General features: G+C 69.9%; 21 protein-coding genes. 12 read left to right on the forward strand and 9 right to left on the reverse strand.

The annotated features are described in order from the left end of the window. Positions 1-5 precede the first annotated feature (5 nt). From FHS38_RS11080 to FHS38_RS11095, 4 genes are all read left to right on the forward strand, one after another. Positions 6-443 carry an SseB family protein gene (locus FHS38_RS11080; protein WP_229822228.1) on the forward strand — a complete coding sequence of 146 codons (438 nt, stop codon included), beginning with the start codon at positions 6-8 and terminating at the stop codon, positions 441-443. Beyond that, positions 440-1027: a hypothetical protein gene (locus tag FHS38_RS11085; RefSeq protein ID WP_184733287.1), complete on the forward strand. Its 588-nt coding sequence runs from the start codon at positions 440-442 to the stop codon at positions 1025-1027. The genes FHS38_RS11080 and FHS38_RS11085 overlap by 4 nt, the downstream gene beginning before the upstream one ends. Further along, positions 1027-5820 carry a putative T7SS-secreted protein gene (locus FHS38_RS11090; RefSeq protein ID WP_184733288.1) on the forward strand — a complete coding sequence of 1598 codons (4794 nt, stop codon included), beginning with the start codon at positions 1027-1029 and terminating at the stop codon, positions 5818-5820. The genes FHS38_RS11085 and FHS38_RS11090 overlap by 1 nt, the downstream gene beginning before the upstream one ends. A 410-nt stretch (positions 5821-6230) precedes the next feature. After that, complete coding sequence (locus tag FHS38_RS11095) at positions 6231-6962, forward strand: tyrosine-protein phosphatase (protein WP_184733289.1); 732 nt, start codon at positions 6231-6233, stop codon at positions 6960-6962. Here FHS38_RS11095 and FHS38_RS11100 read toward each other — a convergent pair. Further along, positions 6953-7459 (reverse strand): MepB family protein, encoded by a 507-nt coding sequence (locus FHS38_RS11100; protein ID WP_184733291.1) that lies wholly within the window; start codon positions 7457-7459, stop codon positions 6953-6955. The two genes, FHS38_RS11095 and FHS38_RS11100, sit on opposite strands and share 10 nt — an antisense overlap. A 106-nt stretch (positions 7460-7565) precedes the next feature. Here FHS38_RS11100 and FHS38_RS11105 point away from each other — a divergent pair, with 106 nt between their 5' ends. Together FHS38_RS11105 and FHS38_RS11110 are read left to right on the forward strand one after the other, a co-directional pair. Beyond that, positions 7566-7739 (forward strand): alanine-zipper protein, encoded by a 174-nt coding sequence (locus tag FHS38_RS11105; RefSeq protein ID WP_184733292.1) that lies wholly within the window; start codon positions 7566-7568, stop codon positions 7737-7739. Between the two features lie 159 nt (positions 7740-7898). Next, positions 7899-9215, forward strand: a complete 1317-nt coding sequence (locus FHS38_RS11110; RefSeq protein ID WP_229822344.1) for a PLAT/LH2 domain-containing protein — start codon at positions 7899-7901, stop codon at positions 9213-9215. 92 nt (positions 9216-9307) lie between these two features. Here the strand turns inward: FHS38_RS11110 and rocD are convergent, their stop codons facing one another. Further along, complete coding sequence (gene rocD, locus FHS38_RS11115) at positions 9308-10513, reverse strand: ornithine--oxo-acid transaminase (protein WP_184733294.1); 1206 nt, start codon at positions 10511-10513, stop codon at positions 9308-9310. 101 nt (positions 10514-10614) lie between these two features. Between rocD and trpS the strand changes: the two genes are divergently transcribed. The 3 genes from trpS (at position 10615) to FHS38_RS11130 (ending at position 13548) form a co-directional block, all read left to right on the forward strand. Beyond that, positions 10615-11628 (forward strand): tryptophan--tRNA ligase, encoded by a 1014-nt coding sequence (trpS, locus tag FHS38_RS11120; RefSeq protein WP_184733295.1) that lies wholly within the window; start codon positions 10615-10617, stop codon positions 11626-11628. Positions 11629-11802: 174 nt separating this feature from the next. Continuing rightward, a complete protein-coding gene (locus FHS38_RS11125) occupies positions 11803-12402 on the forward strand; it encodes a 2'-5' RNA ligase family protein (protein ID WP_184733296.1) in 600 nt (199 codons plus the stop codon). A gap of 138 nt (positions 12403-12540) precedes the next feature. Then, a complete protein-coding gene (locus FHS38_RS11130) occupies positions 12541-13548 on the forward strand; it encodes a YihY/virulence factor BrkB family protein (protein WP_184733297.1) in 1008 nt (335 codons plus the stop codon). Here the strand turns inward: FHS38_RS11130 and FHS38_RS11135 are convergent. Further along, entirely contained in the window at positions 13457-14704 is a 1248-nt protein-coding gene (locus tag FHS38_RS11135) for a D-alanyl-D-alanine carboxypeptidase family protein (protein ID WP_373301788.1), read from the reverse strand. The genes FHS38_RS11130 and FHS38_RS11135 overlap by 92 nt on opposite strands. A 112-nt stretch (positions 14705-14816) precedes the next feature. Here FHS38_RS11135 and FHS38_RS35235 point away from each other — a divergent pair, with 112 nt between their 5' ends. Beyond that, complete coding sequence (locus FHS38_RS35235; protein ID WP_229822222.1) at positions 14817-15095, forward strand: SCO4848 family membrane protein; 279 nt, start codon at positions 14817-14819, stop codon at positions 15093-15095. Between the two features lie 102 nt (positions 15096-15197). Continuing rightward, complete coding sequence (locus FHS38_RS11140) at positions 15198-16760, forward strand: ABC transporter substrate-binding protein (protein ID WP_373301785.1); 1563 nt, start codon at positions 15198-15200, stop codon at positions 16758-16760. Between the two features lie 19 nt (positions 16761-16779). Here the strand turns inward: FHS38_RS11140 and FHS38_RS11145 are convergent, their stop codons facing one another. Further along, positions 16780-17565, reverse strand: a complete 786-nt coding sequence (locus FHS38_RS11145) for an alpha/beta fold hydrolase (protein ID WP_184733298.1) — start codon at positions 17563-17565, stop codon at positions 16780-16782. Positions 17566-17626: 61 nt separating this feature from the next. On the opposite strand from FHS38_RS11145, the gene FHS38_RS11150 reads away from it, so the two are divergent. Beyond that, positions 17627-17977 carry a MerR family transcriptional regulator gene (locus tag FHS38_RS11150; protein ID WP_184733299.1) on the forward strand — a complete coding sequence of 117 codons (351 nt, stop codon included), beginning with the start codon at positions 17627-17629 and terminating at the stop codon, positions 17975-17977. A gap of 136 nt (positions 17978-18113) precedes the next feature. On the opposite strand, the gene FHS38_RS11155 is transcribed toward FHS38_RS11150, so the two are convergent. The 5 genes from FHS38_RS11155 to FHS38_RS11175 form a co-directional block, all read right to left on the reverse strand. Then, positions 18114-18881 (reverse strand): succinate dehydrogenase iron-sulfur subunit, encoded by a 768-nt coding sequence (locus FHS38_RS11155; RefSeq protein WP_184733300.1) that lies wholly within the window; start codon positions 18879-18881, stop codon positions 18114-18116. After that, complete coding sequence (gene sdhA / locus FHS38_RS11160; RefSeq protein ID WP_184733301.1) at positions 18881-20635, reverse strand: succinate dehydrogenase flavoprotein subunit; 1755 nt, start codon at positions 20633-20635, stop codon at positions 18881-18883. The genes FHS38_RS11155 and sdhA overlap by 1 nt, the downstream gene beginning before the upstream one ends. A gap of 20 nt (positions 20636-20655) precedes the next feature. Further along, a complete protein-coding gene (locus FHS38_RS11165) occupies positions 20656-21132 on the reverse strand; it encodes a succinate dehydrogenase hydrophobic membrane anchor subunit (protein WP_184733302.1) in 477 nt (158 codons plus the stop codon). Positions 21133-21138: 6 nt separating this feature from the next. Next, complete coding sequence (gene sdhC, locus FHS38_RS11170) at positions 21139-21519, reverse strand: succinate dehydrogenase, cytochrome b556 subunit (protein WP_184733303.1); 381 nt, start codon at positions 21517-21519, stop codon at positions 21139-21141. 287 nt (positions 21520-21806) lie between these two features. Next, positions 21807-22544 (reverse strand): 2-oxo-4-hydroxy-4-carboxy-5-ureidoimidazoline decarboxylase, encoded by a 738-nt coding sequence (locus FHS38_RS11175; RefSeq protein ID WP_229822216.1) that lies wholly within the window; start codon positions 22542-22544, stop codon positions 21807-21809. Positions 22545-22589: the final 45 nt, after the last annotated feature.

The following is a 22589-nucleotide window of genomic DNA, read 5'->3' on the forward strand; positions in this document are numbered from 1 at the left end:
CGGTCATGACCATGACGGGGGATCAGGTGGGGACGCGGGCCGTCGAGGGGGACGCGGCGGAGTTCCGCGAAGCCCGTCGCGCGTTCGGGGCCGCGCTCGGCGGGTTCCGCCGCTCCGCCGTGCTGGTCCCGCTCGACGACCGGGGCGGACTGTGGACCACCTCGTACGGGGGCGTGTGGTGGATCCACGCCTTCTCCGACGAGGACGCCCTGGCCGACTTCGCCCGAACGCGGGACGGGCACACCGGGAGGCAGTGGGACTACGTCTCCGTCCTCGGCGCGCGACTGCTGGACGTCGTGATTCCCGGCATGGGGGAACCCGCGGGCGTCGCCCTCGACCCGGGAGGGGTCCACCCGATGCTGTTCCCGCCGCTCATGGGGGTCGTGCCGGACACCGCCGCGGTCGACGGCGCCCTGTACGCGTACGAGGAGGGGGCGCAGTGAGCGACCAGCCGGATCTGAAGGCCCACGCGCACGACCTGGCCCTGATCACGAAGGGTCTGACCGACGCGCTCTCCGAGCTGGGGGAACTCAGCCCCTTGGGCGGGGCGGCCGCGGGCCGCGGCTTCGAGGACATCGCCCTGTCCGGCCTGGAGCTCGGACACGGGGGCCTCGCGGCGCAGTTCAAGGAGTTCTGCGCACGGTGGGAATGGGGAGTGCGCACCCTCGTCCACGACGGGAACGAGTTCGCCCGGCGGGTGGGGCTGTCGGCCGGCACGTACTACGAGCAGGACAAGTACGCCGAGGGAACGATGAAGGTGGCCGGTGCCGCGTTCGGCGCGAACCCGAATCTCACGGACGAACAGGTCGAGAACATGTCCTGGGACGAGGTGAAGGCGAACGGGAACTTCGAGAACGTCGACTACAGCGGGAAGTCGTTCGAAAAGTCCTGGGACCACGCCAAGGAGACGTGGGACGGAGTGGCCGAAGACATGGAAGCCACTCGGAACGAAAGATTCCGGATGTTGCTGGAGCAGGCCGGGCAGCACGGTCCGCGATCGGCCGACCAGCGGCAGGGTGACCACTGATGGGCACCTACGACATGTTCAAGGACGTCGTCAACGCGGCGGCCGACAAGGCCGGCGACCTGGTCGACAAGGGCAAGGAGAAGGCCGGCGAGGCCGTCGACTGGGGCACCGAACAGCTCGGCGCCGGCCTGGACAGGATGGGCCTGCACGACGCGGCCGACGTGATCGAGGACGCCGGTGACCTGCTCGCGTCCCGGATGGGCGCCAAGGTGGCCGAGCAGCAGCTCGGGCAGACCGAGCAGGCCAACGAGCTCGTCCACGGGTCGCCGGGGAGGATCCGGGCCTCGGCACTGCACCTGAAGGATTTCCACGCCGCGTTCGACCGCGTCGGTCAGGGGATGAAGGGCTTGGACTCCGGCCACTGGCGCGGGGAGGGGGCGGAGGCGTTCCGCAAGAAGTTCGCCACGCACCCCCAGCAGTGGCTCAAGGCGGCCGACGCGTGCGAGGAGGCGTACAAGGCGCTGGAGTCCTACGCGGAGACCGTGACCTGGGCCCAGGGCCAGGCGAAGGAAGCCATCGCCGCGTACAAGGCCGGCAAGGAGGCCACCAAGAAGGCCGTCGCCGCGCACAACGCGCAGGTCCACGCCTACAACGCCGCGGTCGACGCCTACAACGCCCGGCTGGGCGAGGGCAAACACCCCGGCGCCAAGCCGACGGGCGCGCCCGGGGCGTTCAGCGACCCCGGCGCGGCCAAGATCAAGGAAGCGCGGGAGATCCTCGCCCGGGCCCGCTCGCAACGCGACTCCGCCGCCGAGAAGGCGCGGGCGACGGTCGGCGGCGCACTGGCCCATGCCCCGGAGAAGCCGGAATTCACCGACCGTGTGTCGGACGACTTCGCCGACTTCCGCACGGCGTCCGCCGACACCGGCCTCCATGTGTTGGGAGGTGTGACCAAGGGCGCCGCAGGCGTGGTGAAGTTCGGCCGCAGCGTCTTCCCCCTCGACCCGTACAACGTGACGCATCCCGCCCTCTATCTGGACCACCTCAACACATCCGTGGCGGGTCTGACCTCACTGGCGAACCATCCGGACCGGGCACCGAAGGTGCTGCTCGGCGACGGCTGGGGCAAGGACCCGAGGGAGGCGAGCGGACGCCTCGGCTTCGACCTGGGCTCGGCACTCGCGACCGGCGGTACGAGCGCTGCGGGCGCCGCGGGGCGGCGAGCCGTCGCCGCCGGGGCCAGGGAGGCGGGCAAGGAGGGCGCGGAGAGCCTGGCCCGCAGGGAGCTCGGCCGGGACACCCGCGAACCCGCGCGCACGGACGGCACGAAGTCCACCTGCGAAACCGACCCGGTGGACCTGGCGACCGGCAAGATGTTCCTGTCCCAGACGGACGTCGCGCTGCCCGGCACGCTGCCCCTGGTGTTCCGTCGGCGGGTCCAGTCGGGGTACCGGCTGGGGCGATGGTTCGGCCCCTCCTGGTCCAGCACGGCCGACCAGCGGCTGGAGATCGACGCGGCCGGTGTCGTCTTCGTCCACGAGGACGACCTGCTGCTGGACTACCCGCACCCGGCGCCCGGCGTCCCGACCCTGCCGGTCGAGGGCCCGCGGTGGCCCTTGGAGAACGCGGCGGACGGCGGGTACGTCGTCACCGATCCGGTCGGCGGTCGCACCTGGCACTTCACGTCGCACGGCGACGAGCTGGCCCTTCTGGACCAGATATCCGACCGCGGCGGCCACTGGATCACCTTCGAGTACGACCCCGACGGCACTCCCACGGCCCTCGCCCACGACGGCGGGTACCGCGTCCGCCTCTCCACCGACGCCGGTCGCGTCACCGCCCTGCACCTCGTCGGCGCGGGGCCGGGCGGCACCGACACGGAGATCGTCCGCTACGGCTACACCGACGGCGACCTGACCGAGGTGTTCAACTCCTCCGCCCTGCCACTGCGGTTCGCGTACGACGAGCGCGGCCGGGTCATCTCGTGGACCGACCGCAACGACAGCCGCTACGACTACGCCTACGACGACGAGGACCGGTGCGTCCACCAGTCCGGCGTCGCGGGCCACATGCGCAGCACGGTGGAGTACGGACAACGCGACCCGGTGAGCGGGCTCCGGACCACCAGGGTGACGAACTCGCTGGGCCACACCAGCCGTCTCACCTTCAACGCGGCCCACCAGCTCCTCGCCGAGACCGACCCGACCGGTTCGACCACCCGCTACCGGTGGGACCGCTACGACCGCCTCCTGTCACGCACCGACCCGCTCGGCCGCACCACGCGATTCCGCCACGACGAGGACGGGCGGCTGATCGCGGTGGTCCGCCCCGACGGGCGCGAGGCGACGACCGCGTACAACGCGCTGAGCCGGCCGGAGACGGTGACCCACGCGGACGGCACGACCTGGCGGCAGACCTTCGACGACGCCGGCCGCCGGACCTCGGTGACCGACCCCTCGGGCGCCACCACCCACTACGCCTACGACGCGCTCGGCCATCCGGCCTCGGTCACGGACGCCCTGGGCGACACCACCCGCGTGCGGTGCGACCGGGCGGGGCTCCCCGTCGAGACGACCGACCCCTTGGGCGGAGTGACCACGTACCTCCGTGACGCCTTCGGCCGTGTCACCACGGTCGTCGATCCGCTCGGGGCGACGACGAGGCTGTCGTGGTCGGTGGAGGGCAAGCTGGTCCGCCACGTCGCTCCCGACGGGGCGGAGCAGTCATGGACGTACGACGGCGAGGGCAACTGCACCACGCACACCGACGCCCTCGGCGGCGTCACCCGTTCCGAGTACACCCACTTCGACCTGCTCAGCGCCCGGACGGGCCCCGACGGGGTACGCCACGAGTTCACCCACGACACCCGGCTGCAACTGGTGGGCGTCACGAACCCGCAGGGCCTGAACTGGAGTTACACGTACGACCCGGCGGGCCGCCTCGCCGCCGAGACCGACTTCGACGGACGCACGCTCACCTACACGCACGACGACGCGGGTCAGCTCACCGCCCGGACCGACGCGTCGGGCCGGACCATCGCGTACGAGCACGACGAGCTCGGGCGAGTGGTCGCGAAGGACGCGGACGGCAAGGTCACGACGTATGCCCACGACACGGCGGGCAGGCTGCTGGAGGCATCGGGGCCGGACGCGACACTGCTGTACAGCCGCGACCGCCTGGGCCGGATCAAGTCCGAGACGTCCAACGGCCGTACGACCGTCTTCGCCCACGACGCACTGGGCCGCCGCACGCGCCGCGTCACCCCCATGGGTGCCGTCAGTACCTGGACGTACGACGCCGCGGGCCGCCGCACCTCGCTCACCGCTTCCGGCCACGCCTTCACCATGGAGCACGACGCGGCGGGCCGCGAGATCGCCCGCCACTTCGGCGAGGCGCTCACCCTGTCGCACGGCTGGGACGCGACGGGCCGCCTCACCTCGCAGACGCTGACGGGCGAGGGGGCGGGAACCGTCCAGTCCCGCGCCTACACCTACCGCCGCGACGGCAACCTCACGGCCGTGGACGACCACCTTTCCGGCCTCCACACCTTCGACGTGGACGCGGTCGGGCGCGTCACCGCCGTATCGGCACCCGGCTGGTCCGAGCGCTACGCCTACGACGAGGCGGGCAACCAGACCGAGGCCGCCTGGCCTGCCGAACACGCGGGCCCGGAGGCCCTCGGCTCCCGTTCGTACACCGGCACCCGCATCAACCACGCGGGGCGCGTCCGCTACGAACACGACGACCTGGGCCGTGTCGTCCTGCGCCAGAAGCCCCGCCTTTCCCGCAAGCCGGACACATGGCACTACGAGTGGGACGCGGAGGACCGCCTCGCCTCCGTCCTGACCCCGGACGGCACACGCTGGCACTACCTGTACGACCCGCTGGGCCGCCGCATCGCCAAACAGCGCCTGACGGCCGCCGGGGACGTCGCCGAGCAGGTGGACTTCACCTGGGACGGCCCGACGCTCGTCGAACAGACCACGACGGCGGCCGGCCTGCCGCACCCGGTCACGCTCACGTGGGATCACGACGGCCTGCGCCCGGTCTCCCAGACGGAACGAATAACGGCTTCGGACGCGTCCCAGACGGAGATCGACAGCCGCTTCTTCGCCATCGTCACCGACTTGGTCGGCACGCCCAGCGAACTCGTCGACGAATCCGGCACGATCGCGTGGCGAACCCGCGCGACACTCTGGGGCACGACGACATGGGCGGCGGACAGCACGGCCTACACGCCCCTGCGTTTCCCGGGCCAATACTTCGACCCGGAAACGGGCCTCCACTACAATTTCCACCGCCACTACGACCCGGAAACGGCCCGCTACACGTCCCCGGACCCGCTGGGCCTGACGCCGTCACCGAACCCGTCGACGTACGTCCACAATCCGCATACGTGGGCGGATCCACTGGGGCTGGCGCCGGATTGCGGAGAGCATCTTTTTCGGGGTACCACCCCAGGGCACCAGGGGAGCCCCGGCTCTCAACGGCACGAGATCACACCCACATCAACCGACCCAGGGGTGGCGACTGCGTTTGCCACCCAGGCCGAGAACTTTGCCCCCAGCGTGGTGATGGGAATACCTCGCAGCTCCCTGGAAGGTGTGGCCACCTTCGACGGTTACATTGCAGCAGAGGCCGAGGTCGCCGTCGGTTTGAAAGCCACGGACCTAGCGGAAAGAGCCGCTTTCCAAATACCAGCCAACACTGCCAGGGATATCCTGAAAGGGATGGACATTTACGTCCCGAGGAGGATCGGCCTAGGCGACCTCACCGGCGTCCTGGAAGCACTTCCCAAGCTTTCACCCGAGCAAATATCCAGATTCGTTGCGGAGGCTTACCGACATGGCTGACGAGACCGTACTCCAGGTGGCAGAAGTTCGTAGCACGGGCCCCGAATCAGCGGAGTGCATCGTGCGCTGCATTTCTGGCATGGCGCGTCCTGGCGATCCGTTCATCCTTGCCGATGAAAGCAGGACTGGAAGGCAATCATCACCCATGGTCTTGCAGTGGATCGAGTGCTACGGCTCCCGGAGGGAAGTACTTGAGCTGTCATACACAGCAAGGATCCACCTTTCTGGCGATGCTGCCCCAGCACTCCAAACGGGAAGCCTGATTACGTCCGTATCACCGTAAGTGTCCGCGTAAGTGAAAGTCTCACCAGGCCCCCGGAACGTAACGGCACCGCCGGAGCGTCGATGCCGACAGCTCCGCTCCCCAGACCCCCCACACGCAAGCCCGGCGGAGCCATATCGTGGCGACCATGATCCGACACATAGAGTTCGAACGACTGCACAACTTCCGTGACTTGGGCGGCTACCGCACCGACGACGGCCGCACCCTGCGGTGGGGGCGGCTCTATCGGTCCGACTCGCTCCACAAGCTTCAGGGTGAGGACTGGGAGCGCTTCCTCGCGCTCGGCGTGCGCACGGTCATCGATCTGCGCTATCCCTGGGAGATAGCGAGGAGTGGCCGCGTGCCCGAGCACAGCCAACTCGCCTATCACAACCTGAGCGTCGAGCACCGGCCCTACGACCAGGCGGCGATCGACCCCGCCCTCGATCCCTGGCGCTATCTCGCCGACCGTTATGCCGAGGTCGCCCTCGACGGGGCCGAGGAGCTCCGGCAGGCTCTCGGCGTCATCGCGTCCGGCAGCGAGCCGCTCGTCTTCCACTGCCAGTCGGGCAAGGACCGCACCGGTCTCCTCGCCTCTCTGGTGCTTTCCCTTCTGGGCGTGGCCGAGGAGGACGTTCTCGCGGACTTCGCGCTCACCGAACTGGCCACCGAGCGGCTGGTCGCCGACTGGCGGGCCGCGCATCCCACGCGGGAGCTCGTCTGGCCGGGATACGGGCGGGCGCCGGAGGAGGTCATGCGGTTGTTCCTGGCCGATCTGGCCGCCGAGTACGGGTCCGTGCACGGATACGCCACCGAGCGACTGGGCGTCGACGACGACCTGATCTCACAACTGCGGACACAACTCCTGACTCACGGGTGATAGAGCGCCCGGGCGCGGTCCCGGTCGACGGAGCCGTCCCCGGGAACGGGCAGGAAGTATTCCGTCTGCCACTTCTGCGTGCTGCCCGCCTGGCGATTGGTCGTCGTGACCCACGGCGGGTAGACGCGGAACGCCCGCTTCCCGCCGGCACCCTCCGTCGATACGATGCCGCGCTCGCGCAGCACCTCCCGTGGAAAGACGAACTGTCCGAAACGGTCGCCGTCCCGGGCGCTGACGACGAAGAGGTCGACCGGGTCCGCCGCGTCGAAGGGCTGGATCGGGCCGCCCGCGGATCGCTTCCACACCGTGACGAATTGGCCGACCTTCGTGGGGGTCGTCTTCGCCACCCGGAATCTGACCGACCGGCCGTCCAGGGTGAATTCGTGTGCCGCGTACTCGGCGCTCTCCGCCTCGGGCACCGGATCCGAGCAGCTGAATCCGCTCGGGTCGTACACCAGGGTCTTCGCCGCGAGCAGGTCGCCGTGGATCGTCGTCATTCCCCGATCCTGCCATCACCCCGAAGGCGCGAGATGCGGCCCCTGACCGGCTGTGTCAGCCTTTCCGCGAGACCCGATCCGCGTCACCCCTTGGGAGTGATCAAGCATGGGTAGTGAAGACAAAGCGCGGGGCAAGGCGCGGCAGAAGGCCGACGATGCCAAATCCAAGGCCTCCGGGACCAAGGAACAGGCCGAGGAACGCGCCCGCAAGGCCAAACTGGAGGCCGACGAGCAGGACCAGAGGGCCCGCGAGATCTTCGACAGGGACTACGACGCCTGAGAGCCCGAGGCACCGCCCCGGCACTCCTTATGCGCCCGTTCGGGTTGATTTTATGTAAAGAATCCTGTCCGGCCGCGTGCCCAGCCCTTCATTTCGCCCGATCCCTGGCGCCCTTCTCTCAACAGGAGCGAGCGAAAGAAGGGGCTGATCGCAGTGTTGATGTACAAGGTCAGGATCGCCGTCGCCGACATCAACGAGGCGGGCACCGACGAGAAGGTGCAGGCGCGCCTGGTCTTCCGGGACGGCTGCTCGACGGTGTGGACCATGCTCGGCACGTTCCAGCGCGGCACCAGCCCCGCCTTCGACATCGTCCTCGAGCAGGACCTCGGCACGCCGACGGGCATCGAGCTGATGAAGAACGGCCCGGACAACCTCTGCCTGACGGGGATCGAGGTGATCGCCCCCGGCGGGGCCGTCGCCCGGTGGATCGGCGACGGCAGCGTCCGCGAGTGGCTGGCCCACGAGACGAGCGACCGCTACGACACGTACTTCGGCGTCCGGAGCCTGTTCGACCTCAGCCCGGCGGACACGACGACCACGATCACCCGGCCCGTCGCACAGCCGGTCGCACAGCCCATCGCGCCACCGGCCCCACAACCCGTCGCACAGCCGGCCCCGCAGCCCATCGCGCCACCAGCCCCACAACCCGTCGCACAGCCGGCCCCGCAGCCCGTCGCGCAGCCGACCGCACCACCAGCCGCACCACCAGCCGCACGGCCCGCCTCGCGCGCCGCCGTCGTGCACGCCGTCCTGCCCGTTCCCGACCAGCAGCGCGTCGACGGCAGGAGCCGCTTCTGGGCGTTCAAAGGCGACCGCTACCGGCTCATCGAGATCTCCGACGCCCCCGACCGCACCACCACCGTCGTCACCCGCGACCGGCCGATCTCGACGTGCCCGGCGCTCGACGGGCTGCTCGCCCTCGACACCATCTGGCCGGTCCCCGACCGACAGCGGATCGGGCCGCTGGACGGCGGGGAGGGCACGGAACCCACGAGCGAGTTCTGGGTCTTCTCCGGCGACCGCTACCGGAAGATCGCCATCGAGGACGGTCCCGCCCACGCCAACCGGGCACTCGGCGAGGACCGCCCGATCCGTGACTGGTCGGCCCTCGACGGGTTCTCGTTCCTGGACGCCGTCCTGCCCGTGCCCGGTCACCAGCGCGTCAACGGCACCAGCCGCTACTGGGTGTTCTGCGGCGACCGCTACCGGCTCATCGAGGTCGAGGACGGCCCCGCGCACGCGAACACCATCATCACCCCCGACCGGCCGGTCGGCCAGTGGGCGGCGTTCGAGGGCTGGACCCACGTGGACGCCTTCCTGCCGGTCCCCGATCACCAGGGCGTGGACGACAAGAGCCGCTACTGGGCGTTCAGCGGCGACCACTACCGGATCATCGAGATCGACCACGGCGTGGGACACGCCGACACCCTCGTCAGCGGCGACCGGCCGGTCTCGCAATGGGCGACGCTGACGTAGAGCGCTGACGTAGAGCGCTGACGTAGAACGCTGACGCAGAGCGGGGAGACGCACGAGGAAGGGGGCGGGCCGCCACGCTCACCCCCGCCCCCTCACCCCTCCAGTACCGCCCTGAGCTGGTCCAGCCCCCAGTCCAGGTCCTCCTTGCTGATCATCAGCGGCGGTGCGATCCGGATCGTCGAGCCGTGGGTGTCCTTGACCAGCACGCCACGGTCCATCAGCCGCTCCGAGATCCGCCGGCCCGTGCCGTGGGAGGGGGCGATGTCGACGCCCGCCCACAGGCCGCGGCCGCGGACCGCCTCGACCGCGCCGCCGCCCACCAACAGGCCCAGTTCGTGGTGGAGGTGCTCGCCCAGCTCGGTCGCGCGCTGCTGGAACTCGCCGGACTTGAGGATCGCCACGACCTCCAGGGCCACGGCGCACGCCAGCGGGTTTCCGCCGAAGGTCGAACCGTGCTCGCCCGGGCGGTAGACGCCGAGGATCTCCCGGGAGGCCACCACGGCGGAGACCGGCACCACACCGCCGCCGAGCGCCTTGCCCAGGATGTAGACGTCGGGCACCACGTCCTCGTGCTCGCACGCGAAGGTCTTCCCCGTGCGCCCCAGCCCCGACTGGATCTCGTCGGCCATGAACAGCACGTTCCGCTCGGCGGTCAGCCGTCGTACGCCCGCGAGATAGCCGGCCGGCGGCACGAGCACCCCGGCCTCGCCCTGGATCGGCTCCAGCAGCACGGCGACGGTGTTCTCGTCCACCGCGGCCTCCAGCGCCGCCAGATCGCCGTACGGGACGATCTCGAAGCCCGGGGTGTACGGGCCGTAGTCCGCGCGGGCCTCGGGGTCGGTGGAGAAGCTGACGATCGTCGTCGTGCGGCCGTGGAAGTTGTTGTCGGCCACGACGATCTTCGCCCGGCCGTCCGGCACGCCCTTGACGCGGTAGCCCCACTTACGGGCGGTCTTCACGGCCGTCTCGACCGCCTCCGCCCCGGTGTTCATGGGCAGCACCATGTCCTTGCCGCACAGCGCGGCCAGCTCGGTGCAGAATTCGGCGAACCGGTCGTGGTGGAAGGCGCGCGAAGTGAGTGTCACCCGTTCCAGTTGTGCCTTCGCCGCGTCGATCAGCCGGCGGTTGCCATGGCCGAAGTTGAGCGCCGAGTAGCCGGCGAGCATGTCCAGATAGCGACGCCCCTCGACGTCGGTCATCCACGCACCCTCGGCGGTCGCCACGACGACCGGCAGCGGATGGTAGTTGTGGGCGCTGTGTTCCTCGGCGGCCGCGATGCTGTCTTGCGTGAAGGTCAACGTGTGCTCCGTTCGGTGTCGGGGCATGCTGCTCTTCACTTTCTACACCCCCACCCGTACCGCCGGACCGAGTCCGGTTCCGCACCTGAGAGAATGTGTGCATGGCCCTTGATCGTCCGCGCGCTCTCTCCGGTATCCAGCCCACCGCAGGCTCGTTCCACCTCGGGAACTACCTCGGTGCCGTCCGGCAGTACGTGGCGCTGCAAGAGACCCACGATGCCTTCTACATGGTCGTCGACCTGCACGCGATCACCGTGCCGCAGGACCCGAAGGAGCTGCGGGCCAACACCCGCGTCGCCGCCGCCCAGCTGCTGGCCGCCGGCCTCGACCCGGACCGCTGCACCCTCTTCGTCCAGAGCCACGTGCCCGAGCACGCCCAGCTCGCCTGGGTGATGAACTGCCTCACCGGCTTCGGCGAGGCCTCGCGCATGACGCAGTTCAAGGACAAGTCCGCGAAGCAGGGCGCCGACCGCACCACCGTCGGCCTGTTCACCTACCCCGTGCTCCAGGTCGCCGACATCCTGCTCTACCAGGCCGACTCCGTGCCGGTGGGCGAGGACCAGCGTCAGCACGTCGAGCTGACCCGCGACCTGGCCGAGCGCTTCAACACCCGGTTCGGCGAGACGTTCACGATGCCGTCGGCGCACATCGTCCGCGAGACCGCGAAGATCTACGACCTGCAGGACCCGACGTCGAAGATGAGCAAGTCGGCGTCGAGCACCAAGGGCCTGATCAACCTGCTCGACGAGCCCAAGGTCTCCGCCAAGAAGATCAAGAGCGCGGTCACCGACACCGACACCGTGATCCGCTTCGACGCCCAGAACAAGCCGGGCATCAGCAACCTGCTCACGATCTACTCCACGCTCACCGGAACGGGTGTAGCGGAATTGGAGCAGAAGTACGAGGGCAAGGGTTACGGTGCGCTGAAGACGGATCTGGCCGAGGCCATGGTGGAGTGGGTCACCCCGTTCCGGGCCCGCACCCAGGAATATCTCGACGACCCCGAGACGCTGGACTCTGTCCTGGCCAAGGGCGCCGAGAAGGCCCGCGCGGTGGCGGGCGAGACCCTGGCCCGGGCCTACGACATGGTGGGTTTCCTGCCCGCCAAGCACTGAAGCACCGGTCACCGGGCCGGTGAGGACCGGCCCGCACCACCGGTGACGGGACGGTCACGGAGCGCGCGGGGCCCTGGGTCCCGCGCGCGAAGGACCGAGGGACCTGGCGACAGGTGTGGCTCAGCGGCCACACTGGCCACGGGGACGTACAGGCTGCACAGGAGGGAGAACGCAATGGGGACCGTAACGCTCGGCGTTTCGATCGCGGTCCCGGAGCCGTACGGCAGCTTCCTCCAGAAGCGGCGCGAGGGCTTCGGCGACCCGCACGCACACGGCATCCCCACGCACGTCACCCTGCTCCCGCCGACCGAGGTCGACGGCTCCTGCCTGCCCACGATCGAGGCCCATCTGGCCGAGGTCGCGGCCGCGGGCCGGTCCTTCCCGATGCGGCTGTCCGGGACGGGTACGTTCCGCCCCCTGTCGCCCGTCGTCTTCGTCAACGTGGTCGAGGGCTCCTCCGCCTGCGCCTGGCTGCAGAAGCGGATCCGGGACACCTCCGGCCCCGTCGCCCGCGAGCTGCAGTTCCCGTACCACCCGCACGTCACCATCGCGCACGGCATCGCCGAGGAGGCGATGGACCGGGCGTTCGAGGAGCTGGCGGACTTCGAGGCCGCCTGGACGGTGGGCGGCTTCGCGCTCTACGAACAGGGCGCGGACGGCGTCTGGCGGCTGGAGCGTGAATACCCTTTCGGGCAGGGTGAGCAGGACGCTGCGTCCATGGCGCCCGGCGTACCTCATCAGGGTGTAGTGCGCCCTCCCGCGACCTCCCGCTGACGCGGGCGCCGGGGCCCCGGCCCGCGCTTCTTCCCGCCCCTCCCCCGCGCCCCGCTCCGCCGTCACACCCTCCCGACGCTGCCCGCTCACGCTTTCGGGGGACAGGGTGTCCGGCCCTGAAGTGGTTAGGTGTCGCCCATGGACTGGTTGACCCGGCTGCCGTGGATCGGACCCCTGATCGTCCGGCTGATGCGCACCCATGTGTGGCGCTCCTACGAGACCCTCGACCGGGCGAAGTGGGCACGGCTCGCCGGCGCGATCACCTACACCAGCTTCCTCGCGCTGTTCCCCCTGATCACCGTCGGCGCGGCGATCGGCGCGGCCGTCCTCGACGACGCGCAGCTGCGGACGCTGGAGGACAAGGCCGCCGAGCAGGTGCCCGGCATCGCCGGCCAGCTCGACCTCAGCACCCTCGTCGACAACGCGGGCACGGTCGGGCTCGTCGCCGGTGCCCTGCTGCTGGTCACCGGCGTCAACTGGATCGGGACGCTGCGCGAGTGCCTGCGCGCCGTGTGGGAGCTGGAGGAGGCCCCCGGCAACCCCTTCCTGCTCAAGCTCAAGGACGCGGCCGTGCTCATCGGCCTCGGCGGGGTGGCGCTGGTGTCGGCCGGCTGCTCGGCGTTCGCCTCGGCGGCGGTGGGCTGGGTCGTCGAGAAGACCGGGCTCGCCGACGGCGGGGCCGGCGCGCCGCTGCTGACGGCGGCGGGCTTCGGCGCCGCCGTGCTCGCCGACTTCGTGATGATGCTCTACGTCCTGTCGCGGCTGCCCGGCGTCCTGCCCGAACGGCGCCGGCTCGTCATCGCCGCGCTGCTCGGCGCGGTCGGCTTCGAGCTGCTCAAGCTGCTGTTGAGCGGCTATCTCCAGGGAGTGGCCGCGAAGAGCATGTACGGGGCGTTCGGCACCCCGGTCGCGCTGCTGCTGTGGATCAACTTCACGGCCCGGCTGACGCTCTTCTGCGCCGCCTGGACGGCCACGCCGCACGGCGAGGTCCCCGCGGCGGAGGACGGGGCCGAGGAGGTCTCCCCCGCCGGCCCCGGCCGGTCCGCCGGGGAGGTCAGCCCTGGCGTCGGCTCCGGTCCGGCAGGGGCCAGCGACGGTGCACGGCGAACCCCGCCACCGCCACCGCCGCCAGCGAAGCCAGCGTGATCCCGACCGCCGTCCACATCCCGCCGCCCGATCCGGCGACCGACGCCTGGGAGCTGTCGGCCGTGCCGGGGACACTGCTCCGGCCGGTCTTGTCGGCCACGCCCGGCGGCGGCACCAGATGGCCGACCGGCTTGACGTGCCCGGCCGCCTCGAAGCCCCAGTCCAGCAGGCGCGCGGTCTCCTTGTAGACCTCGTTGGCCTCCCGGTTCTCCGGGTTCATGACGGTGACCAGCAGCTTGCGGCCGTCGTGCTGGGCGACGCCGGTGAAGGTGTTGCCGGCGTTGGTGGTGCTGCCGTTCTTGACGCCCGCCATGCCCTTGTACGCGGTCACCCCGCTCGCACCGGTCAGCAGCCGGTTGGTGTTCATGATGTCGAACGTGTCCCGCTTGCCGTCCTTCTTCATCTCGCCCGGGAACTTCGCGTACGCCGTGGAGCAGTACTCGCGGAAGTCCGCCTTCTGGAGGCCGGAGCGGGCGAAGAGCGTCAGGTCGTACGCGCTGGAGACCTGGCCCTCCGCGTCGTAGCCGTCCGGGCTGACGACGTGGGTGTCCTTCGCCTGGAGCGCCTCGGCGTGCGCCTGCATGTCCTTGACGGTCTGTGGGATGCCGCCGTTCATCGAGGCCAGCACGCGCACCGCGTCGTTGCCCGAGCGCAGGAAGACGCCGAGCCACAGATCGCGGACGGAGTAGGTCTGGTCCTCCTTGACCCCGACCAGGCTGCTGCCCTCGCCCATGCCCGCCAGATCGCTGGGCTTGACCTTGTACTGCCGGTTCTTGGGGAACTTCGGCAGCACGGTGTCCGCGAAGAGCATCTTCAGGGTCGAGGCGGGGGGCAGCTCCCAGTGGGCGTTGTGCGCGGCGAGCACCTCGCCGGACTCGGCGTCCGCGACCAGCCACGAGCGGCCGGTGAGCTCCTTGGGCAGGGAAGGCGCACCGGGGCCCAGCCGCACCTGGGTGCCGGGCTTGCCCAGCAGCTCACCGCCGACGGTCGACATCCGGGCGGGCGGCTGGGCGGGCGGCCTGCCCTTGTCGTCCTTCTTCTCGTCGGCCAGGGCCGGGGTGGCGGTCAGGGCGGGGATCAACAGGGCTGCGGCCAGAGCGGCGGCGCGGCGGCGCGGCGCGGCGCACCGCGGGGAGTGTGATGTCGTCGTCGGCACGTTCGTGAACGTACCTCCAGGTCCGTACCCGGAGGAGGGCGCCTCACCGGCGTGTGCCCCCGGCGTGGACCCGATAGGACCAGTGCGCCGGTCCGAACGCATACTGAAACCCATGCCGAACTCTTCCGAGGACTCCCCGCGCGCGGGTTTCACCCTCTCTCGCCCCGTGGCCTGGTTCCTGCTCGCCTTCGGGGTGTGGAGCTGGTTCATCTGGATCACTTTCGTCAAGAACCTCTGGAAGGACGGCAGCGGGCTCGCCTTTGACGACGCAGGCGATCCGACCGCGTACTTCTGGGTCCATCTGCTGCTCGCGATCACCTCGTTTCTTCTGGGGACGGCTGTCGGGGTCATCGGGTTGCGTGGCGTCAGGGCGTTGCGGCGCAGCTCATAGCCGACCGCCCGGGAGCACTTGACGATCACTTGGCCGATTCCCGGGACGTACGTCCGTTCGTGTGTTTAGGTGATGCGCATCACTGGGCGGAGGGGGCACGGGGTGCGCGGGGTCCGGGTTCGGGCGGCTACAACAAGTGCGGTGGGCGTTTTACTGCTGGCGGTCGGGGTCGGAGGCTGCTCGCTCTTATCGCCCGAGACGAAGAAACAGGAGCCGATCTCGGTCGGCACGACCGACACGGTCAGCTCGCTCGACCCGGCGGGAGCGTACGACGCGGGCTCCTGGGCGCTGTACAGCAACGTGTATCAGTCACTGTTGACCTTCGCCGCGGGCTCCAGCACCCCGGTGCCGGACGCGGCGGAGCGCTGCGGCTTCCAGGACCAGTTACGCACGTACGAGTGCGTGCTGCGGCCCGGGCTGAAGTTCTCGAACGGGCGGGGGCTGACGGCGAAGGACGTGAAGTTCTCCTTCGACCGCATCCTGCGCATCAAGTCGGATCAGGGTCCCCGGTCGCTGCTGGAGACCCTCCGGTCGGTCGAGACCTCGGGCGACGACAAGGTGACCTTCCGGCTGAAGGTGCCGGACGCCACCTTCCCGTTCAAGATAGCCACCGGCGGCGGGGCGATCGTCGACAGCACCCGCTACCCCGCGGACCGGCTCCGCACGGGCGACGAGGTGGACGGCTCGGGCCCGTACGTCCTGAAGAAGTACCGGCCGGGCGCGAGCGCCGAGCTGACCCCCGCCGAGCAGTACCGGGGCGGCATGAAACGCAAGGGCTCCCCGGTGGTCGTGCGCTACTTCGCCGATGCGGAGCGGATGAGCCAGGCGTGGCAGCGGCGGTCCATCGACGTCGCCGCCCGCTCGATGCCGCCGACGGACATCGCGGCGCTCTCCCCCGCCGACTCGGACGTGAAGGTCATGGAGACCGCGGCGGCCAGCACCCGCAACCTGGTCTTCAACCTGCGGGACGGCTCGCCCGTGAAGGACGTCGCGGTGCGCCGGGCCGTCGCCTCGGTCGTCAACCGCGAGACCCTCGCCCGTGACGTCCACCGCCGGACGGTCGAGCCGCTGTACTCCCTCGTCCCGACGGGCCTCACCGGCCACACCACGTCCTTCTACGACCGCTACCCCAGGCCTGACCCGGCCAAGGCCCGGCAGTTGCTGCGGGAGGCCGGGATCCAGCTGCCGGTCCGCTTCACCCTCGCCTATTCGCAGGGCGCCGCCACGGACCAGGAGGCGGCGCTGCTCAAGAAGCAGCTGGAGGCGAGCGGGCTGTTCGAGGTGACCACCCGGCGCGTGGGCTGGACGGAGTTCCAGAAGGGCTATGCCCGTGGGGCGTACGACGCGTACTGCGTCAGCTGGGTCGCCGACTTCCCCGACCCGGACACCTTCACCAGCCCCCTGGTCGGTGCGGGCAACGCCCTGCACTCGGGCTATTCCAGCCCCCGCGTCGACCGGCTGATCGAGGCGAGCCAGCGGAACGAACAGCGCGGCCGGGTCGCCGGCACCTTCCGGGACATCCAGAAGATCGTCGCCGAGGACGTGCCCCTCCTGCCGCTGTGGCAGAAGAAGGACTACGCCCTCAGCGGCTCCGCCGTCTCCGGCACGCAGTACCTCTCGGACGGCACGGGAACGTGGCGACTGTGGCAGCTGGGCCGCATCTGACCGGTGGTCAGTGCGCCTGCTACAGACCGTGCTTGTCCAGGAAGCTCGTGATCAGCTTCTGCCACTCCTCGGGCCGTTCGGCCATGGGGACGTGGCCGGCCTCGAGCTCGGCGTACTCGGCGCCGGGGATCCGGTCCGCGAGCACGCGGGAGCCCGCGGGCGAGGCCAGGGTGTCCAGGGTGGTGGCGATGACCAGGGTGGGTACGGAGATCCCGGCCAGGTCACCCGTGGTGTCCGCGGTCTGTACGACGGCCGCCTGGTCGGCGGCACCGTCCGGGATGCCCGCGGCGAGCTGCTCGTAGAAGGAGCCGAGCTGCTCGGTGGGCACGGCGTTGAAGAACGGCTCGCCGAAGCCGCTGAGGGCGACGAAGCGCGCGAACGTCTCCCGGTCCCCGTCGGCCAGCAGCTTCCGCCAGATGTCCAGGGAGGCGAGCAGCCGGTTGTCGGCCTTGGCCAGACCGGCCGTCAGCACCAGTCCGCGCACCCGCTCCGGGTACCGGGCGGCCGCCCGTACGGACACCATCGTGCCCAGCGAGTAGCCGACCAGGGTGAACGTCTCCAGGCCCGCCTCGGTGGCGGAGGCGACCACGGCGTCGGCGAGGCCGTCGAGGGTCAGCGGCTCGCTCGCGCGGGGCGTGCCGCCGGAGCCGGGGTAGTCGGGGGCCACCACGGTGTGGCGCTCGGCGAGGGCCGGGATAATCGGCAGGTAGTTGCCCTCGATGCTGCCGCCCGCACCGTGCGCGAGCAGGATGCCGGGACCGGAGCCGTGGACGGTGGTGGCGAGGGACGCGGGAATCTGTGTCATGGGCAGGAGATTGCCGTATGACATCAGTGTCAAGGTCAAGCCAGGTGGGGGAAGTCGCGAAATGCGGATCGGTGAACTGTCACGGCGTACCGGGGTGAGCCCCCGGCTGCTGCGCTACTACGAGGGGCAGGGCCTGCTCGTCTCCGAGCGGGACTCCAACGACTACCGGCGCTACGGGGCCGACGCGGTCGAGCGCGTGACGCGCATCCGTGAGCTCCTCACCGGCGGTCTGACGACCGAGGCCATCCGGGACCTGCTGCCTTGCGCCCAGGGCGGGCCGGGGCTGCTCGCCTGCGAGCACTCCGTCCAGGTCGTGGACGAGCAGATGTCGCGGGTGGAGGAGCAGATGGCCGAGCTGGCGCGCAAGCGCGAGGCCCTGCGCGGGGTGACGTCGGCCATGCGGCCTGCGTAACCGGGGCTCCGCCCCGGACCCCGGCCCTCAAACGCCGGACGGGCTGGATTTCCAGCCCGTCCGGGAACGCCCGAGGGCCCCGCCCCCGTCGTATCGACGAAAGCGGGGCCCTCGGGCGTACAGACCCGACCGGAAGTCAGAACCGGCGCGTGATCAGCGCGCGCTTGACTTCCTGGATCGCCTTCGTGACCTCGATGCCACGCGGGCAGGCGTCCGTGCAGTTGAACGTCGTGCGGCAGCGCCAGACGCCGTCCTTGTCGTTCAGGATCTCCAGCCGCTGCTCGCCGGCCTCGTCACGCGAGTCGAAGATGAAGCGGTGGGCGTTGACGATGGCCGCCGGGCCGAAGTACTGGCCGTCGTTCCAGAACACCGGGCAGGACGACGTGCACGCGGCGCACAGGATGCACTTGGTGGTGTCGTCGAACCGCTCGCGGTCCTCCGCCGTCTGCAGGCGCTCACGCGTCGGCTCGTTCCCCTTGGTGATGAGGAACGGCATGACGTCGCGGTACGCCTGGAAGAACGGCTCCATGTCGACCACGAGGTCCTTCAGGACCGTGAGGCCCTTGATGGGCTCGACCGTGATCGGCTTGGACGGGTTGAGGTCCTTGATCAGCGTCTTGCACGCCAGGCGGTTCTTGCCGTTGATCCGCATCGCGTCGGAGCCGCAGATGCCGTGCGCGCAGGAGCGACGGAAGGTCAGCGTGCCGTCGTGGTCCCACTTGATCTTGTGGAGGCCGTCGAGGACCCGCTCCTTGGGGTCGATCTCCAGCTGGAAGTCCTGCCAGGTCGCCTGGTCGGAGATCTCCGGGTTGAACCGGCGGACCCGGAAGGTGACCGTGATCAGGTGCGCGGGGGCCTCGGACTCGGCCGAGGCAGCGCTCTTCTCGAGCGTCGTGGTGCTCATCAGTACTTACGCTCCATCGGCTGGTAGCGGGTCTGGACGACCGGCTTGTAGTCGAGGCGGATCGAGTCCGTGCCGTCCGCGTCGACCTCGCGGTACGCCATGGTGTGCCGCATGAAGTTGACGTCGTCGCGGTTGGGGTAGTCCTCGCGGTAGTGACCGCCGCGGGACTCCTTGCGCGCCAGTGCGGACACGGCCATGACCTCGGCCAGGTCGAGCAGGTTGCCCAGCTCGATGGCCTCCAGCAGGTCGGTGTTGAACCGCTTGCCCTTGTCCTGGACGGAAACGTTCAGGTAGCGCTCGCGCAGCTCGGCGATCTTCTCGACGGCCGTCTTGATCGTCTGCTCGGTGCGGAACACCATCACGTTGGCGTCCATGGTCTCCTGCAGCTCCTTGCGGAGCACGGCGACCCGCTCGTTGCCGGTGGAGTTGCGCAGCCGCTCGACCTGGTCCGCGACGAGCTGCGCCGGGTTCTCCGGCAGCTCGACGTAGTCGGCCTTCGCGGAGTACTCGGCCGCCGCGATGCCCGCCCGCTTGCCGAAGACGTTGATGTCCAGCAGCGAGTTGGTGCCGAGGCGGTTGGCACCGTGCACGGACACGCAGGCGACCTCGCCGGCGGCGTACAGGCCGGGGACGACGGTGTCGTTGTCGGCCAGCACCTCACCCGCGACGTTGGTCGGGATGCCGCCCATGGCGTAGTGCGCGGTGGGCTGGATCGGGATCGGGTCCGTGTAGGGCTCGATGCCGAGGTACGTGCGCGCGAACTCGGTGATGTCCGGGAGCTTGGCGTCGAGCTGCTCCGGCGGCAGGTGGGTGAGGTCGAGGTAGACGTGGTCGCCCTCGGGACCGCAGCCACGGCCTTCGCGGATCTCCGTGTAGATGGAGCGCGAGACGACGTCACGGGACGCGAGGTCCTTCATGACCGGCGCGTACTTCTCCATGAAGCGCTCGCCGTCCTTGTTGCGGAGGATGCCGCCCTCACCACGGGCGCCCTCCGTCAGCAGGATGCCCATGCGCCAGATGCCCGTCGGGTGGAACTGGAAGAACTCCATGTCCTCCAGCGGCAGACCACGGCGGTAGCACGCGGCCTGGCCGTCACCGGTCAGGGTGTGGGCGTTGGAGGTCACCTTGAAGAACTTGCCGGTGCCGCCGGAGGCGTAGATGACGGCCTTCGCCTGGAAGACGTGGATCTCGCCGGTGGCGAGCTCGTAGGCCACCACGCCGGCCGACTTCTTGACGCCGTCGACCTCGGTGATGAGCTGGTCCAGGACGTAGAACTCGTTGAAGAACTCCACGCCCTCCTTGACGCAGTTCTGGTACAGCGTCTGGAGGATCATGTGGCCGGTGCGGTCCGCGGCGTAGCAGGACCGGCGGACCGGGGCCTCGCCGTGGTTACGGCTGTGACCGCCGAAGCGGCGCTGGTCGATGGTGCCGTCCGGGGTGCGGTTGAACGGCAGGCCCATCTTCTCCAGGTCGAGGACCGCGTCGATGGCCTCCTTCGCCAGGATCTCGGCGGCGTCCTGGTCGACCAGGTAGTCGCCGCCCTTGATCGTGTCGAAGGTGTGCCACTCCCAGTTGTCCTCTTCCACGTTGGCCAGCGCGGCGGCCATGCCGCCCTGCGCGGCACCCGTGTGGGAGCGGGTCGGGTAGAGCTTCGTCAGGACCGCGGTGCGGCTGCGCTTGGTCGACTCGATGGCCGCGCGCATGCCGGCGCCACCGGCGCCGACGATGACGGTGTCGTACTTGTGGATCTTCATGGTCGCGTCAGCCCCGGGCTCTAGCGGATGTTCGGGTCGAAGGTGAAGATCACCAGCGTGCCCAGCAGGACGGTGAACACCGTGGCCGCGTACAGCAGGTTCTTCAGCCAGAAGCGGGTCTTGGGCCGCTCCGCGTAGTCGTTGATGACCGTGCGCAGGCCGTTGGCGCCGTGCAGCATGGCCAGCCACAGCATGAGCAGGTCCCAGCCCTGCCAGAACGGCGAGGCCCAGCGGCCGGCCACGAAGGCGAAGCCGACCTTGCTGACGCCGCCGTCGAGGACGAGCTGGATCAGCAGGTGGCCCAGCACGAGGACGACGAGCACGACGCCGGACAGCCGCATGAACAGCCAGCCGTAGAGCTCGAAGTTGGTGCGGGTCGACTTCGGCGTCTTCTTGGTGCGCTTGCGGGGCGGCTCGATGACCGGCGCCGGATTGTCCACGTCGTACAGGCTCACGCCCTCGACGGGATCGACCGCGGAAGAGGTGTCAGCGGACATCAGACGTCAGCTCCCGAACAGTTCGCGTGCGGCGTGCCCGAGGACGGGGTAGATAGCCCCGGCCATCAGCACGATCCAGATGCTCATGACGGTCCAGAGCATCTGCTTCTGGTACTTCGGGCCCTTGGACCAGAAGTCCACGGCGACGACGCGGAGGCCGTTGAGCGCGTGGAAGAGGATGGCGGCGACGAGGCCGTATTCCATCACGGCGACGATCGGTGTCTTGTACGTCGCGACGACGTCGTCGTATGCCTCGGGAGAGACACGGACGAGCGCGGTGTCGAGGACGTGCACGAACAGGAAGAAGAAAATGAGGACGCCGGTGACTCGATGAGCCACCCAGGACCACATGCCTTCCCGGCCGCGGTACAGCGTTCCAGCCGGCACGGAAAACCCTCCGGGAGCGGGGATTGGGGCCTGCCGGCTTCACTGTCAGCGGGCCCGGCCGGGTACGGTCCACCGGCCCTGGCCATCGTAGCGACGCCTTGTCGGTTCGGTCTCGCGGGGTATGTCAGGTGTGATCAAACAGGCACGTACGGCCTAGCTATCGGGGGGCCGCAGCCTCGGCAAGGCGTCCGGTCCGTCCCAGCGTGTCCGATACGGATGGGGCTTTTGTCAGGATAGGTGCGACTTCGGCCTGCCGCTCATACGAGTCCGATCTCGCGACCAAAACGTCACTGACGGCTCCCCTGGCACTCCCGTACGCCCCACGCAGGTCCCCCGCCGCGGGGCGCGAGGGTGCCCTGGGCCAGCCGGGTGAGGCGGCCGCGGGCGATGCGGCGCAGTTCCCCGGCGGCGGTGGCGTGCTCCTCGTGGAGGGGGGCGGCGAGGCGGGCGCGGAGGGCCGAAAGGAGCCGGCCGAGGACCTCCTCGGGGCGGCAGCCGTCCAGACAGATCACGAAAACATGGCCGAATCTCCGCTCGTACGCGGCGTGCGCGGCCCGCAGTGCGCCGACGGCACGGGTCTGCGCGGGGGTGAACGCACCGGCGGCCTCCGCGGCGAACGCCTCGGACAGGTCGGCACGGCCGAGGGCGTGACCCGCGGCGTCGGCGGCGGCCAGCAGGGCGTCCGGGGCGGGGTAGGGGCGATGGGCCGCGAGCCGCCTGGCCCAGCGGCGGCTGCCGCAGCAGACGAGGAGGGCGGCCTCGGCATCGTCCGGGTCCGCGGCGTTGAGCCGGTCGAGGCCGTCGAGCCGGTCGAAGGGGGCGAGGTCGTGCAGCGTGGGCTCCTCGGGGGACGGGCGAAGAGGGACGGACGGGGCACGGACGGGGCACGGGTGGAAACGGACAGCGGCAGAGGGCTGGAAAGGGACGGAGAAGAGGAGTAACGAGAAAGCGGCAGAAAAAGGCAGGACCGGGCAGTACGGGGCGGGAGTGACGAACTGCGGCGGGAGCGGCGGCCGGGAAGCCAAGCTGAGACGTCATCGACGCCGACACGAGACGTCACGACGTCAAGG

Source organism: Streptomyces netropsis (genome assembly GCF_014203545.1).
In the GTDB taxonomy this organism is placed as follows: Bacteria; Actinomycetota; Actinomycetes; order Streptomycetales; family Streptomycetaceae; genus Streptomyces; species Streptomyces netropsis.

What these genes read in the sequence shown, in the direction of transcription:
- FHS38_RS11080 (WP_229822228.1), top strand. Translation starts at nt 6, where the DNA reads ATGACCATGACGGGGGATCAGGTGGGGACGCGGGCCGTCGAGGGGGAC.
- FHS38_RS11090 (WP_184733288.1), top strand. Translation starts at nt 1,027, where the DNA reads ATGGGCACCTACGACATGTTCAAGGACGTCGTCAACGCGGCGGCCGAC.
- FHS38_RS11095 (WP_184733289.1), top strand. Translation starts at nt 6,231, where the DNA reads ATGATCCGACACATAGAGTTCGAACGACTGCACAACTTCCGTGACTTG.
- FHS38_RS11100 (WP_184733291.1), bottom strand. Translation starts at nt 7,459, where the DNA reads ATGACGACGATCCACGGCGACCTGCTCGCGGCGAAGACCCTGGTGTAC.
- FHS38_RS11105 (WP_184733292.1), top strand. Translation starts at nt 7,566, where the DNA reads ATGGGTAGTGAAGACAAAGCGCGGGGCAAGGCGCGGCAGAAGGCCGAC.
- FHS38_RS11110 (WP_229822344.1), top strand. Translation starts at nt 7,899, where the DNA reads ATGTACAAGGTCAGGATCGCCGTCGCCGACATCAACGAGGCGGGCACC.
- trpS (WP_184733295.1), top strand. Translation starts at nt 10,615, where the DNA reads ATGGCCCTTGATCGTCCGCGCGCTCTCTCCGGTATCCAGCCCACCGCA.
- FHS38_RS11125 (WP_184733296.1), top strand. Translation starts at nt 11,803, where the DNA reads ATGGGGACCGTAACGCTCGGCGTTTCGATCGCGGTCCCGGAGCCGTAC.
- FHS38_RS11130 (WP_184733297.1), top strand. Translation starts at nt 12,541, where the DNA reads ATGGACTGGTTGACCCGGCTGCCGTGGATCGGACCCCTGATCGTCCGG.
- FHS38_RS35235 (WP_229822222.1), top strand. Translation starts at nt 14,817, where the DNA reads ATGCCGAACTCTTCCGAGGACTCCCCGCGCGCGGGTTTCACCCTCTCT.
- FHS38_RS11145 (WP_184733298.1), bottom strand. Translation starts at nt 17,565, where the DNA reads ATGACACAGATTCCCGCGTCCCTCGCCACCACCGTCCACGGCTCCGGT.
- FHS38_RS11150 (WP_184733299.1), top strand. Translation starts at nt 17,627, where the DNA reads ATGCGGATCGGTGAACTGTCACGGCGTACCGGGGTGAGCCCCCGGCTG.
- FHS38_RS11155 (WP_184733300.1), bottom strand. Translation starts at nt 18,881, where the DNA reads ATGAGCACCACGACGCTCGAGAAGAGCGCTGCCTCGGCCGAGTCCGAG.
- sdhA (WP_184733301.1), bottom strand. Translation starts at nt 20,635, where the DNA reads ATGAAGATCCACAAGTACGACACCGTCATCGTCGGCGCCGGTGGCGCC.
- FHS38_RS11165 (WP_184733302.1), bottom strand. Translation starts at nt 21,132, where the DNA reads ATGTCCGCTGACACCTCTTCCGCGGTCGATCCCGTCGAGGGCGTGAGC.